This window comes from Vibrio sp. 378 (genome assembly GCF_033339435.1).
This window is the reverse complement of record NZ_JAWOUO010000003.1, coordinates 199,827-215,479: the sequence shown is the minus strand read 5'-3', so window position 1 is coordinate 215,479 and position 15,653 is coordinate 199,827. Positions and strand designations below refer to the sequence as shown.

12 protein-coding genes are annotated in these 15,653 nt (G+C 43.8%); 7 read left to right on the top strand and 5 right to left on the bottom strand.

The window, feature by feature from the left end; translation table 11 throughout:
* Positions 1–56 precede the first annotated feature (56 nt).
* Positions 57–1,499 carry a pyruvate kinase gene (gene pyk, locus R7Q48_RS07465; RefSeq protein ID WP_005372972.1) on the bottom strand — a complete coding sequence of 481 codons (1,443 nt, stop codon included), beginning with the start codon at positions 1,497–1,499 and terminating at the stop codon, positions 57–59.
* Positions 1,500–1,906: 407 nt separating this feature from the next.
* On the opposite strand from pyk, the gene R7Q48_RS07460 reads away from it, so the two are divergent.
* Positions 1,907–3,124, top strand: a complete 1,218-nt coding sequence (locus R7Q48_RS07460) for an ROK family protein (RefSeq protein ID WP_005372973.1) — start codon at positions 1,907–1,909, stop codon at positions 3,122–3,124.
* Positions 3,125–3,487: 363 nt separating this feature from the next.
* Complete coding sequence (locus R7Q48_RS07455; protein ID WP_005372976.1) at positions 3,488–4,441, top strand: chemotaxis protein CheV; 954 nt, start codon at positions 3,488–3,490, stop codon at positions 4,439–4,441.
* A 72-nt stretch (positions 4,442–4,513) separates the two neighbouring features.
* On the opposite strand, the gene R7Q48_RS07450 is transcribed toward R7Q48_RS07455, so the two are convergent.
* The 4 genes from R7Q48_RS07450 to R7Q48_RS07435 all read right to left on the bottom strand — a co-directional run bounded on the left by R7Q48_RS07450 (position 4,514) and on the right by R7Q48_RS07435 (position 10,592).
* A complete protein-coding gene (locus R7Q48_RS07450) occupies positions 4,514–7,588 on the bottom strand; it encodes an error-prone DNA polymerase (protein ID WP_213866439.1) in 3,075 nt (1,024 codons plus the stop codon).
* 27 nt (positions 7,589–7,615) lie between these two features.
* Positions 7,616–9,019 carry a Y-family DNA polymerase gene (locus R7Q48_RS07445; protein WP_213866440.1) on the bottom strand — a complete coding sequence of 468 codons (1,404 nt, stop codon included), beginning with the start codon at positions 9,017–9,019 and terminating at the stop codon, positions 7,616–7,618.
* Between the two features lie 4 nt (positions 9,020–9,023).
* Positions 9,024–9,716, bottom strand: a complete 693-nt coding sequence (gene imuA / locus R7Q48_RS07440; RefSeq protein WP_017633866.1) for a translesion DNA synthesis-associated protein ImuA — start codon at positions 9,714–9,716, stop codon at positions 9,024–9,026.
* A gap of 129 nt (positions 9,717–9,845) precedes the next feature.
* A complete protein-coding gene (locus R7Q48_RS07435) occupies positions 9,846–10,592 on the bottom strand; it encodes a YciK family oxidoreductase (protein WP_005372980.1) in 747 nt (248 codons plus the stop codon).
* Positions 10,593–10,846: 254 nt separating this feature from the next.
* Between R7Q48_RS07435 and sohB the strand changes: the two genes are divergently transcribed.
* From sohB to R7Q48_RS07410, 5 genes are all read left to right on the top strand, one after another.
* Positions 10,847–11,908 (top strand): protease SohB, encoded by a 1,062-nt coding sequence (sohB, locus tag R7Q48_RS07430; protein WP_042523086.1) that lies wholly within the window; start codon positions 10,847–10,849, stop codon positions 11,906–11,908.
* A gap of 208 nt (positions 11,909–12,116) precedes the next feature.
* Positions 12,117–12,797, top strand: coding sequence for a (d)CMP kinase (cmk, locus tag R7Q48_RS07425; RefSeq protein ID WP_021033981.1), 681 nt, complete (start codon positions 12,117–12,119; stop codon positions 12,795–12,797).
* 110 nt (positions 12,798–12,907) lie between these two features.
* Positions 12,908–14,578, top strand: coding sequence for a 30S ribosomal protein S1 (gene rpsA / locus R7Q48_RS07420; RefSeq protein WP_005385817.1), 1,671 nt, complete (start codon positions 12,908–12,910; stop codon positions 14,576–14,578).
* Between the two features lie 213 nt (positions 14,579–14,791).
* The gene (ihfB, locus tag R7Q48_RS07415; protein WP_005385816.1) at positions 14,792–15,073 is read left to right on the top strand and encodes an integration host factor subunit beta; all 282 of its coding nucleotides are present in this window, start codon (positions 14,792–14,794) and stop codon (positions 15,071–15,073) included.
* Positions 15,074–15,342: 269 nt separating this feature from the next.
* Entirely contained in the window at positions 15,343–15,639 is a 297-nt protein-coding gene (locus R7Q48_RS07410) for a LapA family protein (RefSeq protein ID WP_005376663.1), read from the top strand.
* Positions 15,640–15,653 lie beyond the last annotated feature (14 nt).

Here is a 15,653-nt window from a genome sequence, read left to right as displayed (position 1 = left end):
CATTTTCGGAGCCTTATTTGCGGGTTCTTGTGGTTAACTCCGGTTAGGTATAACTACTACGCTTGTAGAATGCGCATGCAGTTGGTTGAGCCAACAACATCCATTACATCGCCTTGAGTAATAATGACTAAATCACCTTTGTGCAAGAACCCTTGCTCTTTAAGGCTAGTAATAGCTGCTTGAGCCGTTGGTAAACCCGCATCACTTTTTGACTCGAAATATACAGGTGTCACGCCTCGGTATAATGCTGCTCGATTTAGTGTCGATTCATTCCGTGATAAGGCAAATATTGGCAAGCCAGAGCTTAAGCGAGACATCATCAACGCAGTCCTGCCGGACTCAGTTAACGAGATCATCGCTTTAATTCCTTCCATGTGATTCGCAGAGTACATGGTTGCCATTGCGATGGTTTCTTCAGCGGTTTCGAAGGTTCTATCTAAGCGATAGGTTGATAGACTTGCCTCCGACATTTTTTCTGCCCCCACACATACTTCGGCCATGGATTTGACCGTTTCTACAGGATATTTACCTGCAGCGGTCTCTCCAGAAAGCATCACCGCGTCAGTGCCGTCTAGAACCGCATTGGCCACATCCATCACTTCAGCACGCGTTGGCATTGGGCTAGTAATCATGGATTCCATCATTTGTGTCGCAGTAATCACGATACGGTTTAAACTGCGTGCGCGGCGAATCAGTTTTTTCTGGACACCTATGAGCTCAGGGTCACCGATTTCTACACCAAGGTCACCACGTGCAACCATCACTACATCGGATGCGAGAATAATGTCGTCAATAGACTCATTGGTCGCGACGGTTTCTGCTCGTTCGACTTTAGCCACTAACATGGCTTCAAGGCCTGCATCTCTGGCTAAGCGTCGAGCGTAATGCATGTCTTCGCCGTTACGCGGGAATGAAATAGCAAGGTAGTCTACTTGAATTGCTGCGGCGGTAAGAATGTCGGCTTTATCTTTCTCTGTGAGCGCATCGGCTGACAATCCGCCGCCTTTTTTGTTGATCCCTTTATTGTTGGACAGTGGACCACCGACAATCACACGGGTATGAACTTTATTACCCTCTACTTTGGTAACTTGCAGCTGAACGCGTCCATCATCGAGTAATAAAATGTCATTTGGTGAAACATCTTGCGGTAGTTCTTTATAATCTAACCCTACAGATTCTTGATTGCCTTCACCTTTTGGTAAATCACTATCTAATGTGAATTTATCGCCCACATTCAAAATGACTTGGCCGTCTTTAAACGTTGATACACGGATTTTAGGGCCTTGTAAATCACCAAGAATTGCAACCTGACGCCCAAGTCTTGCTGCAATGGTACGGACTTTGTTCGCACGTTGAATGTGGTCTTCACTGGTTCCATGTGAAAAATTCATACGGACAACGTTTGCACCGGCTTTGATGATCTCCTCAAGTATATTGTCCTTATCCGTTGAAGGACCCAGCGTAGTGACAATTTTTGTTCGTCTTAATTTGGAAGTCATAGATTCTCCGATGAATGTGTGTGTAAAGGTAACTTGAACTCTATCCTTACTTTACGCAATCGCTCTCAAGGTTAGCCTCGCTTAGCCCACACCTTAAAGCTACTTGAATATAAGTATATGCACAGAATGTTTACATTAAGAGTAACCCCGGTAAAACAGACAGATATTCGACAGGCAATGGCCTTATTGATAAAAATACGCTGCTTTAAAGGCATTACTTCATAATTTAGTGAATAAAAATAAGTTATTTTTCAAACAATTTAACAGGAGTAGATTCTTCGTTATTTGATTGAATACACAAACAAACAGGTTTATACGTGATGCTTGTCACGGGGATTTATTAATTCACTTCACAATTAGTTCGCAAAGTAAAAAAATTGTCCCGTTATAGAATTTCGGAGTGCAAGATGTACATGGCTCAACCGGGCCATATTGATCATATCAAACAGGTCAATGCTGGTCGTGTATATAAACTAATTGACCTAAAAGGTCCTATTTCTCGAATTGATTTGTCCAAGCAGAGTGAGCTTGCTCCTGCTAGTATCACCAAAATCACTCGAGAATTAATTGAAGCGCACTTGATTCATGAAACGACAGTACAAGAAGCGACGAGTCGTGGTCGACCTGCTGTCGGTTTGCAGGTCAATAATGAAGGCTGGCAATTTTTGTCAATGCGTTTGGGGCGAGGTTATTTAACCATTGCTTTGCATGAGTTAGGCGGTGATGTACTGATCGATACTAAAATCGAGATACACGAGCTTGATCAAGACGATGTGCTTGAGCGCCTGCTTTACGAAATTGATGAATTCTTTCAGACTTACGCGGATCAACTTGATCGTGTTACCAGTATTGCCCTTACGCTGCCTGGTCTCGTGAACTCAGAGCAAGGTGTCGTTTTGCAGATGCCTCATTACAATGTCGAAAATCTTGCTCTTGGACCAGAGATATACAAAGCAACAGGCTTGCCAGTTTTCATTGCCAATGACACGCGAGCTTGGGCATTAGCAGAAAAGCTTTTTGGTCATTCTCAAGATAATGACAACTCCGTTCTTATCTCTATCCACCACGGTTTAGGTGCGGGCATCATTCTGGATGGGCGCGTTTTGCAAGGCCGTCACGGTAACATTGGTGAACTCGGGCATATTCAAATTGACCCAAATGGAAAACGTTGTCATTGCGGCAATATTGGCTGTTTGGAAACCGTTGCCAGTTCTCAGGCAATTCGTGAAGAAGTCGTAAGACGAATCGCTGATGGCGAAGACTCTATTCTTGCTAAACAAGAAGAAATGAGTATTGAGAGCATTTGTGAAGCCGCTGCAAACGGTGATCCTTTGGCCGTCGATGTGATTGAAAAACTTGGAGGCTACTTAGGCTCTGCAATTGCTATTGTGATCAACTTATTTAACCCTGAGAAAATCTTGATCGGTGGTGTGATTAACCAAGCAAAAGATGTGCTTTATCCTGCGGTTCGTCGCTGTATCGAAGAGCAGAGTTTACCTGTTTATCACCAAGATCTTGAGCTGGTGGAGTCTCGTTTCTATAAGCAAGCCACAATGCCTGGTGCCGCGTTGATTAAGCAAGCGTTGTACGATGGTCAACTATTGATGAAGGTTGTGGAAGGTTAAGTACTTTTTAACATGATGATGTGCCTGGCTGTTGAGACTGCATTTGTAGGTGATTTAGGGTGAGACTTAACGGCTCACCCTTTTTGATCGCCTATTACTAGAATGGGAATTTGAGTTATGTTGCATTGCTATATCTGCGCCATTCATGTAATTTCCTAAAAAGCTCAAGTAAATAAACAAAATGGCTTTCAATGTGCTGCGTGACTTTGCGTCTGATGCAAAGAGAAGTAATACGCTAAAACTGTTGTACTTTAAAGCTGTGCTCGAAAAGCCAAATATTTTAAGGTTATTTGGTTATATAACCTTGCTGTGTCTGTACTGATTTCGAGTAAAATAAGAATTATCCATAATTTAGGTAGTAGTATGTCCGGAGTGTTAAATACGGTTGACCAGCGTACAAACTTGGTTGGTGAAAATCGACTAGAGCTTCTGCTGTTCACTTTAAATAGTCGCCAATTATTTGCGATTAATGTGTTCAAAGTGAAAGAGGTCATCAAGCTTCCACCGTTAACCAAGCTCCCTGGATCGCACTACAATATTCGTGGGGTTGCTTCTCTACGAGGTGAAGCGGTACCAGTGATTGATTTACGAGGCGCAATTGGTTTTCCTGCTTTACGTGGTGAAGCGGAAGAAGAAAATTTGATCGTGACAGAGTACAACCGCACGGTGCAGGGCTTCTTAGTCGGTCCGGTTAAAAACATTATTAATACGGCATGGACTGAAATTCAGCCGCCTCCTTCTACGTCTGGTCGCTCGAATTACCTCACGGCTATCACGCAAATCAAAGAGGGGGATGCCTCTCAAATTGTCGAAATTATTGACGTTGAAAAAGTTTTAGCAGAGATCGTGCATTACGACGTGACTATTTCGGAGGACATTCTCGATCAAGAACTGGCCCAAGCAATGGTCGGGCGTAATGTTCTGATTGTAGATGATTCCTCTACAGCTCGTAATCAAGTTCGCGATACGCTTTCTCAATTGGGTATGAATATCATCGAGTGTCGTGACGGGCTAGAAGCGCTAACGGTTTTAAAACGTTGGTGTGATGAAGGTAAAGATGTAGAAAAAGAGCTGTTGATGATGATTACGGATGCTGAAATGCCTGAAATGGACGGTTATAAACTGACCCATGAAGTGCGCCAAGATCCACGTATGTCTAAGTTGTTTATCACATTGAACACTTCTCTGAGCGGTAGTTTTAATGAAGCCATGGTGCAAAAAGTAGGCTGTGATCGCTTTATATCTAAATTCCAACCGGATCTGCTGGTTGAAGTTGCTCAAGACCGATTACGCCAGATGCTTTCTAAAAGTGCATGATTAGATCTAGTGAAATCAGAGGGAGCGCACCTCTCTCTGTTTTTTAACATCTCTCTCCTTAATTCCTCTGTACTAATGGAAATCCCGAGATTTACTTTGTAGATTGTTCAAGTAGTGCGTGCAATCAATCAACTTACCAGCAATGACGTGCGTGACTTCTCCCTCTCTTTCAAGAATGCCTTTCACCATTAATACTTTAGCGCCTAAATACGCTTGCTTTTGGGCTCGTGCTGTCGCTTGCCAAACGACCACATTAATGTTGCCCGTGTCATCTTCTAACGTAAAAAATGTCACGCCAGCGGCGGTGCCTGGAGATTGTCTTCCTGTTACCACACCTACCACTGTGACCAGTGACTTATGCGGTTTCTCTGTCAGTTGCCTCATGCGGGTAAAGTGAGGGAGTTTGCCCGTTTCTTCTAATAATTTAATTGGATGGCGGCTAAGAGATAGTCCCGTGCTTGCGTAATCCTCAATTAAATTTTCATATTCAGAAGGTTGAGTCTGGTAGCTAACATTGGGTTCTTCGACCTTGTGAAACAATGGTAGGTCAGATAAGGAATCCATTGCTGCCCAGCGAGCGTTATAACGATTTCCCGATAAGGCCTGAAATGCATTGGCTGAAGCCAATAATTCAATGTCACTTCGGCTTCTTAATATCTGCTTTACTTCTTGAATCGATCGGTAACCATTAAGTGGTTTGCGCTCAATAAGCCTTTGTGCGCTTTCTGCGTTAAAGCCTTTCACCAAGCGAAAACCAAGTTGCACGCCGAGCCTGCCATTCGGACGTGAGACGAGATGATGTTGATATTTTGAATGATTGACGCACACCGGCAATACTTCGACGCCATGTCGGCGAGCATCTTGTACTAATTGCGATGGGCTATAAAATCCCATTGGTTGGCTGTTCAACAATGCAGTGTAAAATTCGGCTGGGTAATAATATTTTAACCATGCAGAACAATATGCCAGCACTGCGAAAGACGCTGAATGACTTTCAGGGAAGCCGTACTCACCAAAGCCGCAAATCTGATCGAAAATGCGCTCAGCAAACGCTAAGTCATAACCTCTCTCTTGCATACCATTGATCAGTTTTGGTCTGAATTTAGCGAGATCGCCATTCTTTTTCCATGATGCCATTGCTCGACGGAGTTGATCGGCCTCGCCGCCGCTAAACCCTGCGGCTACCATGGCTAGCTTGATGACTTGCTCTTGGAAAATAGGGACGCCCATAGTCCGCTCAAGAACGCTTTTTACTTCTTCCGATGGATAACTGACAGGCTCTTTGTGATCTCGTCGTTTTAAAAAAGGATGCACCATATCACCCTGAATAGGGCCTGGACGAACAATTGCAATTTGAATCACTAAGTCGTAATAACAAGCAGGCTTTAGGCGAGGAAGCATGCTCATTTGTGCACGAGATTCAATTTGGAATACGCCTATCGTGTCAGCTTTTTGGATCATGCGGTACACGAGTGGATCATCTTGTCGGCGAGTGATCTCGGAAATCGAGAGGGATCGCTGGTGATGTTTCTCGACCAGTTGAAAGCACTTTTTGATGGCGTTTAACATGCCGAGTGCGAGTACATCGACTTTTAGTAGCTTCAAGCTTTCTAAATCGTCTTTATCCCATTGAATGATAGTGCGCTCTTCCATCGAGGCATTTTCAACAGGTACCAACTCATATAAAGGGCCAGATGAAATTACAAAGCCACCTACGTGCTGAGATAAATGGCGTGGGAAGCCAATGATCTCGTTGACCAATTGGATGAACTGCTGCCCTTTGAGAGATTCTGGTTGTAAGCCAAGTTCAATAATTTGAGCTTGCCAGCCTTGGCTGCGATCTCGGCGATTAACGTTCTTAATGAAAAAATCTAATTGGGTCTCTTCAATCCCTAGTGCTTTACCGACTTCACGCACGGCACTTTTAAAGCGATAGCTGATCACTGTTGCAGCAAGTGCTGCACGCTCACGGCCATATTTTTTGTAAATATACTGGATAACTTCTTCACGGCGCTCGTGTTCAAAGTCCACATCAATATCCGGCGGTTCCTTACGTTCTTTACTGATAAATCGTTCGAATAAGACAGCGATTTGTCGAGGATCGACGGCGGTAATTTCCAGGCAATAACACACCACAGAGTTTGCAGCGGAACCTCGCCCTTGGTAAAGAATGCCTTGCTGTTTCGCGAACATTACGATGTCGTGAATAGTAAGGAAGTAGTAGTGGTATTTCAGCTCTTGAATAAGCGCCAGTTCATTCTCGATGGTTTGATTGACTTCTGCTGGCACGCCTTCAGGAAAACGCAGCCTTTTACCACGTTCGACCAACATACGTAAGTAAGAGTCGGGTGTATAACCATCTGGGATCAGCTCGGTAGGATATTCGTATCTTAAATCGGAGAGCTTAAACTCGCATAAATCGGCGATGTAAGTACTTTCTTCCAGCCATTCTGGTTTGTAAATCCGAATCAACTTTTTAAAAGGACGAAGCGCTCGCTCAGTATTCGAAATACGGTCAAAACCGAGTTTATCGACGCTACACCCATGCTTTATAGCAGTAAGTACATGCTGTAATGGCAAGCGTTCAACATCATGCATGAGAACGCCTCCGCAGGCAGTTATAGGTAATTGAAATTCATGTGCTAACTGCTCGCAGTGCGCAATGTACTCAGTATCGTTGTTACTCAAATGGCGCTGAATCGCTACCCACAAACGATTAGCGTGGTGTTGATTGAGCCAGCACCCCCAATAGTGATCACTCTCTTGATGTGTGGGCAGCCACAATACCAAACAATGTCGAACTGACATCAAATCCCATTCGAACAGTTGATAGTTGCCTTTTTCACTGCGTCTCCTTGCGTTTGTGATGATACGACACAACTCGGCATAAGCCTTGCGACAAGGGCAAAGCAGTACGATTTGGCATTCATCATTTAACCAAAACATACTTCCAACGATTTGTTTGATATCGAGTTTATGTTGTTCGATGGTCGCATGGGCTTTGACAACGCCCGCGACTGAACATTCATCCGTTATAGCTAGAGCTTGATAGCGATAGAAAGCAGCTTGGAGTACCAGCTCTTCTGCATGAGAAGCCCCAGTCAAAAAAGAGAAGTTAGACTGACAAAATAGTTCCGCGTAACTCATAATGACCCAACAAAAATAACTGTCGATTTAACAAAAATAGCCATGAAGAAACCAGTGCTTGTGCTGATCGCGAAATATCCATAACCAGCGGCCTTGCTTGGTGTGTGCAATGTAGTAATCACGCATGATCTCATCACCATCCCACCACCCAGAAACTATTCGCTCAGGTCCGTGGACCAAAGAAACTTGCTCTTGCAATACAATGGGAGTCGGTAATTGCATTGCTGGGCGTAGTATGGATGGTATGGCGTGCCCCTTTTCATCCGGAGCATCAGCAGGGCGATACTGACTGGCCTTTTCTGGTCTAGGATCGCAAGCAATATTGGGTTTTAAAACAGCACTTTTTCCCAATTTAGCTTGCAGTAAAGAGAGCAGCTCTAAAGCATTCATGTTTCCTTTCTGCCCAGCAAAGAGATCGCGTGATGCACTAAGAGGCTCACCTTGACGGATGACTTTTAACGTTAGCCCTGTGACTGGGCCATTAAGCGAGAGTGATTCTAAGCTTAAACTCGCTAACTGTTGCCAACGCTGACATAGGTAATCACCTTGCGCAGAAGTGAGTTGAAGGTGTTGCTCTTGTTTCTCACGCTGGTGGAGTGTTAAACACAGTTCAAAAGCGACCTTATCTCTTAATTTAAGAAAGGTTTCGAGTTGACGAAGTAATTTGGCCAACGGCTTTTCAATCCACTGAACGTTTTCGATCTCAAACAACAGCTCTAAATAAACTTGGAAGGATTCGGTAGGGTGATAAAAGTCGACAGGGTGTTTAAACTGCCCAGTCAGTCGACCAACGTAGTTCACCAAATCGATATCAAAGCGTCGTGCGATGTCTTGCAATGGCAGTTCAAGCAGGTTTTGCAATGTGGTGACGCCTACACGTTGTAACTTCTCTACGGTAGCGTTTGATAAATCTGTCAGTTTTAACGGTAGTGGTGATAAAGCTTTTTGTATGGCAGATTTGTCTTCACTGATGACGTTCGCTCCTGATATTGCCATCAATTTGGCAGCAAAAGGCGAAAAACCACATCCGAATTGAAAACTCAGTTTCAGCTCCGATAAGTGAGCTCTGACTTTATTCCAATAGTTTTCAAGCCCTTCATACAGAGCGAGCATTGGAGTAGCACGCAGTAAAATACCTTGGTTTGGCATCAACACAACGTCAGATGTGATCAAATACAACCACTGAGCTACCTCTTGTAATTTATTTAATTCGGTTTGTGGATGATAAGGATGCACTTGTAAATCTCGACACAAGGACGCAGCACTGCCTAAGCCCATACCTGGCTTAATGCCTTGTTGTTCGGCAATCTCGTTGTATTGAAGAATCTGGCAACGTTGGCTTTCGACAATCACCACGGGTTGTTCTTGGTTATCACCAAAGAGTGCGTCTAGCTGCAGGCGAGGGAAGTGCAAGTAAATCCACAGAGCCATATCACTAACCTTGGTTCGCCAGTGGGAAATTGACCACAGTCGAGTGCACAGTTTCAGATGATGGTTTCACCAGTTGCGGGTAATGGTGTTGGAATCCGATACTAACGCTACCTCTATTCCAGCCTCCTTTCCTTTTCAGCACTTCAACATGAATCCCTTGCTCGTCGCCTTTCAGTTTTAAACTGAGTGACACAGGCAAAGACAAGCGGTTGATAGTATCTGTTTTAAGCATAAAGAGAGGGCAAGTACCTTGTTCACTCGCTACCTGTAAGCGTTTCACTTGATGTATTTCAAGCTCTTCTTGCCATAACAAAACATTACTGCATACCCCACTTTTCAGACATTGCTCTGCAGCCCAAAGAGCATCTTTGGGATGAGCTGGATTAACGACCCACACTTGGTTTATATCCAAACCGATGTAGTGTAAGAACAGAGAATTCACTAACGCGGGAGGTTGAATAAATGCAGTCACACCATTGGTCTGGGTGGCTTTTAAATAAGGAGCGAGCAAACGCAATTCACCAATACTACCAATAGATTCCATCTCCACTACGCCATGAGGTGGAAAGCCTCCGCCGAGCAAATCATCTAATTCAGAAAAACCGGAACTAGTCTGCAACTGCTGAGGATCTGCTTTCGTTAAATTTGCTTGCCAAACAAGGTGTTGGCTTTTTAAGTTCTGAATAATATCTTGCATAATAAATACCTGTATATACATACAGTATATTTCTGTGGGAGAAAGTCGCAAGATTTTTATGAAGAGAGAAATGAAAAAAGGCAGCGTTTGCTGCCTTTTCAATCGATTATGTGAGGTAACCTGAATGAGTTATTTACGCTTCGGTTGAGCGTCGATGCACTGACCGTTCACATCGGTAACCGCAGGATCCATTAAGTGCAAATATAGCGGCATGATATCCAGTGGCGTTTTGAGAGTATTCGCATCTTCACCCGGATATGCTTTTTCACGCATGCGAGTACGAGTGGCACCAGGGTTAATTGCGTTAACGCGGATCGGTGTATCACTCAGCTCGTCAGCTAAAACTTGCATCATGCCTTCTACGGCAAATTTAGAGATAGCGTATGGCCCCCAGAATGCGCGGCCAGAGTGGCCGACGGTTGAAGAGGTAAAGATAATACGCCCAGCTTCTGATTTACGCATCACAGGCAGTAATGCTTGAGTCATTAGCACTTCGGCTTTCACGTTGATCTGCATGATATCGTCGAAGTCTTCCTCTTTGATTTGATCAAATGGACACAGCGAACTCAAGACACCTGCGTTGTGTAATAGACCATCCAAGCGACCAAACTGTCCTTCGATTGTCTCTGCCATATCAATGTAATTCTGCTGAGTTGCACCCTTGAGATCCAATGGAATGATAGCAGCTTGTGGATAGCCAGCAGCTTCAATCTCATCATAGATAGATTCAAGGTTTTGCACATTTCTACCCAAGAGAATAACAGTTGCACCGTGCTCGGCATAAGAAAGCGCGGCTTGACGGCCGATGCCATTACCAGCGCCAGTAACAAGAATGACTTTACCTTTTAGAGCATCAGCTGAAACGGAGTAGTTCACGGCGATAAATCCTTATTATTGTAAGAGGGTCCATGATAGTTAATTGACGCTAAAAAACGCCTGTTTCTCAATGGAAAATCTTGGTAATCGTGACAAGATGGTTACAATACACCAATTCATGTGTTATACCAATTCCAGAACTTTCGTTAGGTATGCTATCAATCAGAACAAGTGGTTACAAACCGCGCTGCCTTCTCGCTGATGTTTCTGCGTAACATACTAACGTCATCTGAAATGAGATAAAGGAGCTCTCGTTGGAATTTTTATTAGATTATGGTCTGTTTCTGGCCAAAATTATCACGGTGGTTGCTGCGATAATTGTTCTGCTCATTATTGCAAAATCGGCTGGTGGCAAATCGGGTGCGGCGAAAGGGGAGTTAGAGATTACCAACCTTTCAGATCAACACAAACAATCTGTTGAGCAGTTAGAGCATCATTTGCATGACGATGCTTTCATCAAGGCTCGAGATAAAGCCGTCAAGAAAGAAGAAAAAGAGAAGAACAAATCTCGCGAGAAAGAAATCAAACAAGCGAGCAAAGACGGTTCATTAGATAGCAAGCGTGAACCACACCTATTTGTTCTTGATTTCAACGGTAGCATAGACGCAAAAGAAGTCGCGTCTCTACGTGAAGAAATCACCGCTATTTTGGCTGTCGCACGTGAAGGTGATGAAGTGTTACTTCGCTTAGAGTCTGGCGGTGGTATGGTTCATGGTTACGGCCTTGCCTCTTCTCAACTGGACCGAATCAAAGCTGCGGGTCTTCCTCTGATCATCTCTGTTGACAAAGTTGCGGCAAGTGGCGGTTACATGATGGCATGTGTAGCAGATAAGATTGTTTCTGCACCATTTGCAATTGTGGGGTCTATTGGCGTTATCGCACAAATTCCTAACTTCAACAAACTGTTGAAGAAACATGACATTGAGTACGAACAACTAACAGCGGGTGAATATAAACGCACGCTAACGATGTTCGGTGAGAATACCGATAAAGCGCGCGATAAGTTTAAGCAAGAACTTGAAGAAACACATGTCTTGTTTAAAGACTTCATCCGTGAGCGTCGTCCTAGTTTGGACCTAGACAAAGTAGCCACTGGTGAGCACTGGTTCGGTACACAAGCGAAAGAGCTTGGTTTGGTGGATGACATTAGTACATCTGATGATATCGTTGTTGCAGCATGCAAAGATAAAACTGTACTTTCTGTGCATTATGTACAAAAGAAAAAACTGGCCGACAAGCTAGCAGGTGTGGCGGGTAAAGTCGCTGATAGTGTGATTTTAAAGTTAGCTGAGCGTGGTCAAAAGCCGATTGTTTAATCGAGCTTAAGTTCATGACATTTAAAACGGCGAGGGCGGAAGCTCTCGCCGTTTTTGTTGAACTTTATGTTTATTGATGAATCCAATTACGCATTAGGTGTAATGCTTTACACGACATTTTTCCTCGCTCCAAAGACTGATTACCCGTATAATGTGCGCCTCGAAAACCGAGCAAATTGCTGAAAAGAAACTATTGGTGGAGAAGAACATGTCCTCTCAAACTCCGGTTGTAACCGTAGATGGACCTAGTGGTGCAGGTAAAGGCACTTTATGTATGTTGCTGGCGAAAAAGTTGGGTTTCCAACTCTTAGATTCTGGCGCAATTTATCGTGTACTTGCACTCGCTGCGATTCACCACGGTGTCGACACCGAGTCAGAAGATGCTCTTGTCCCACTAGCAACCCACCTAGACGTTCAATTTATCGCGGAAGGTGACTTAGTTAAGGTCATTCTAGAAGGCGAAGACGTGTCAGGGGAGCTTCGTAAAGAAGAAACGGGTATGGCAGCATCTAAAGTTGCGGCTTTGCCACGTGTTCGTGAAGCATTACTACGTCGTCAGCGTGCATTTGAGACCGCTCCGGGTCTGGTTGCTGATGGTCGTGATATGGGCACAATTGTATTCCCGAGTGCGCAAGCAAAAATCTTCCTTGATGCGAGTGCTGAAGAGCGTGCAAATCGACGCCTTAAACAGTTGCAAGAGAAAGGGTTAGATGTTAGATTTGCTGACCTTTTAAGCGAGATCCAAGAGCGTGACGACCGAGATCGTAACCGCCCAGTGGCGCCATTACGCCCTGCTGAGGATGCGCTTGTGCTAGATTCTACGTCGATGACTATCGACGAAGTAGTAGAAAAGGCACTACAATATATCGAATCGAAGCTAGCTGAGTAATAATACTCGACTAGGCTAAGAGCGTTGGTCGCAAGGATGATGACTGGCGAATTTAATAACCCCATGCGGTAGGATACCCGTGGAAGTTTAATTTATTGAAGATTAATTAAATGACTGAATCTTTTGCTCAACTCTTTGAAGAGTTTCTAAACGAAACAGAATTCCAACAAGGCAGCATCGTTAAAGGTACTGTAGTAGCTATCGAGAACGGTTTCGTTCTTGTTGACGCTGGTCTTAAGTCTGAATCTGCTATCCCTGCTGAACAGTTCAAGAACGCTGCTGGCGAACTTGAAGTTGAAGTTGGCGCTGAAGTAGACGTAGCTCTAGACGCTGTTGAAGATGGTTTCGGTGAAACTCAACTTTCTCGTGAGAAAGCTAAGCGTCACGAAGCTTGGATCGTACTTGAGAAAGCTTACGAAGAAGCTGAAACTGTTGTTGGTATCATCAACGGTAAAGTTAAAGGCGGTTTCACTGTTGAACTAAACGGTATCCGTGCTTTCCTTCCTGGCTCTCTAGTAGACGTACGTCCAATCCGCGACACTGCTCACCTAGAAAACAAAGAGCTAGAGTTCAAAGTTATCAAACTTGACCAAAAACGTAACAACGTAGTTGTTTCACGTCGTGCAGTTATCGAATCAGAGAACAGCGTTGAGCGTGACGAGCTTCTAGAAACTCTACAAGAAGGTTCTGAAGTTAAAGGTATCGTTAAGAACCTTACTGACTACGGTGCGTTCGTTGACCTAGGTGGCGTTGACGGTCTTCTACATATCACTGATATGGCTTGGAAGCGCGTTAAGCACCCATCTGAAATCGTTAACGTTGGTGACGAGATCCAAGTTAAAGTTCTTAAGTTCGACCGTGAGCGTACTCGCGTATCACTAGGTCTTAAGCAACTAGGCGAAGATCCATGGGTAGCAATCGCTAAGCGTTACCCAGAAGGTCACAAACTAACTGGTCGCGTAACTAACCTAACTGACTACGGCTGCTTCGTTGAAATCGAAGAAGGCGTTGAAGGTCTAGTTCACGTTTCAGAAATGGATTGGACTAACAAGAACATCCACCCTTCTAAAGTTGTTAATGTTGGCGACGAAGTTGAGGTTATGGTTCTTGAAATCGACGAAGAACGTCGTCGTATCTCTCTAGGTCTGAAACAGTGTAAAGCTAACCCATGGCAGTCATTCGCTGAAGCACAAGCTAAAGGCGACAAAGTTACTGGTAAGATCAAGTCTATCACTGACTTCGGTATCTTCATCGGTCTAGAAGGCGGCATCGACGGTCTAGTTCACCTATCTGACATTTCTTGGAATGTTGCTGGCGAAGAAGCTGTACGTGAGTACAAGAAAGGCGACGAGATCTCTGCAGTTGTTCTAGCAGTAGACGCTGAGCGTGAGCGCATCTCTCTAGGCATCAAGCAAATGGAAAATGACCCATTCAATGCTTACGTTGCTGACAACAAGAAAGGTGTTCTAGTTAACGCTACTGTAACTGCTGTTGACGCTAAAGGCGCTACTGTTGAAATCGCAGAAGGCGTTGAAGGTTACATCCGTGCTTCTGAAGTATCACGCGATCGCGTAGAAGATGCTTCTCTAATCCTAAGCGCTGGTGATGTTGTTGAAGCGAAGTTCACAGGTGTAGACCGTAAGAACCGCGTAATCAACCTATCTATCAAAGCTAAAGACGAAGCTGACGAGCAAGAAGCAATGGCATCTATCAACAAGCAAGATGACAATGCATTCGGTAACGCAATGGCTGACGCTTTCAAAGCTGCTAAAGGCGAATAATATACTCGCTTAAGCAAAAAAGGAGCCGCAAGGCTCCTTTTTTATATTTGGTCATATTTAAGTAGTAATACTAATGACAGTAAACTATCTTAATAAAAGGCATTTCTTCATTGCGCATTTTGCATAAAATTTGTCTAGAATTGTCAGCAAGTGTTTGTTGGAATTAGTATTACTTACTATAATAAGTGATAAAGATACTCAAAGAGGGCAACTATGACTAAGTCTGAACTGATTGAAAGACTCTGCGCTGAGCAAACACACTTATCAGCGAAAGAGGTAGAGGATGCTGTAAAAGATATTTTAGAGCACATGGCCTCTACACTAGAGAGCGGTGACCGTATCGAGATCCGTGGCTTTGGTAGTTTTTCTCTTCATTACCGCGAGCCTCGCGTAGGTCGTAACCCTAAAACGGGCGATAAAGTGGAATTGGAAGGTAAATACGTTCCACATTTCAAACCTGGTAAAGAACTTCGTGAGCGTGTAAATATTGGTTAATGCACTCTTATTAGTTTGAAAAAAGCGGCATACGTTTGTGTATGCCGCTTTTTTGTAATGTATCCAAGTTAGTCATACATCCAAGATCGTTTACTAATCTAATTGTGGATTCAGCTGTTTTCTATACCCAAATAACTTTAACTTCTAAGCATGTCTACAAACTAAGCATCTTGAGGTTACTTGGGTATAGATTATTGCTAATATACGTAGTCTGAAGAAGCATTTTCCTGCATAATCTTACCGACTTACTCCTAGAAGGGTGATGTAACATGAAAATTATAAAAATCGTTGCTGTTTTAGCTCTCTTTTTAATTGCATTGGCGTTAGGTTCCCAAAACCAAGAGCTCGTGACTTTTAACTATCTTCTAGCAAAAGGAGAGTTCCACTTATCTACGCTATTAGGTGTAGTATTTGTGGTTGGCTTTGCTTTAGCGTGGGTTATCTTTGGTAGCATCCAACTGAAAACTCAGCTACAGGTCCGTCGTTTAAAGAAAAAACTGAAAAAGTACGAACCAACTGAATCAAACAACGCTGCTGATAAGCCAGCCATTGAAAAACAGGCATAAGGATAAGGCTTAAC

Bases quoted from the DNA above. Each gene is read 5' to 3' on its own strand.
- pyk (WP_005372972.1), bottom strand. From the start codon at position 1,499: ATGACTTCCAAATTAAGACGAACAAAAATTGTCACTACGCTGGGTCCT.
- R7Q48_RS07460 (WP_005372973.1), top strand. From the start codon at position 1,907: ATGTACATGGCTCAACCGGGCCATATTGATCATATCAAACAGGTCAAT.
- R7Q48_RS07455 (WP_005372976.1), top strand. From the start codon at position 3,488: ATGTCCGGAGTGTTAAATACGGTTGACCAGCGTACAAACTTGGTTGGT.
- R7Q48_RS07450 (WP_213866439.1), bottom strand. From the start codon at position 7,588: ATGAGTTACGCGGAACTATTTTGTCAGTCTAACTTCTCTTTTTTGACT.
- R7Q48_RS07445 (WP_213866440.1), bottom strand. From the start codon at position 9,019: ATGGCTCTGTGGATTTACTTGCACTTCCCTCGCCTGCAGCTAGACGCA.
- imuA (WP_017633866.1), bottom strand. From the start codon at position 9,716: ATGCAAGATATTATTCAGAACTTAAAAAGCCAACACCTTGTTTGGCAA.
- cmk (WP_021033981.1), top strand. From the start codon at position 12,117: ATGTCCTCTCAAACTCCGGTTGTAACCGTAGATGGACCTAGTGGTGCA.
- rpsA (WP_005385817.1), top strand. From the start codon at position 12,908: ATGACTGAATCTTTTGCTCAACTCTTTGAAGAGTTTCTAAACGAAACA.
- ihfB (WP_005385816.1), top strand. From the start codon at position 14,792: ATGACTAAGTCTGAACTGATTGAAAGACTCTGCGCTGAGCAAACACAC.
- R7Q48_RS07410 (WP_005376663.1), top strand. From the start codon at position 15,343: ATGAAAATTATAAAAATCGTTGCTGTTTTAGCTCTCTTTTTAATTGCA.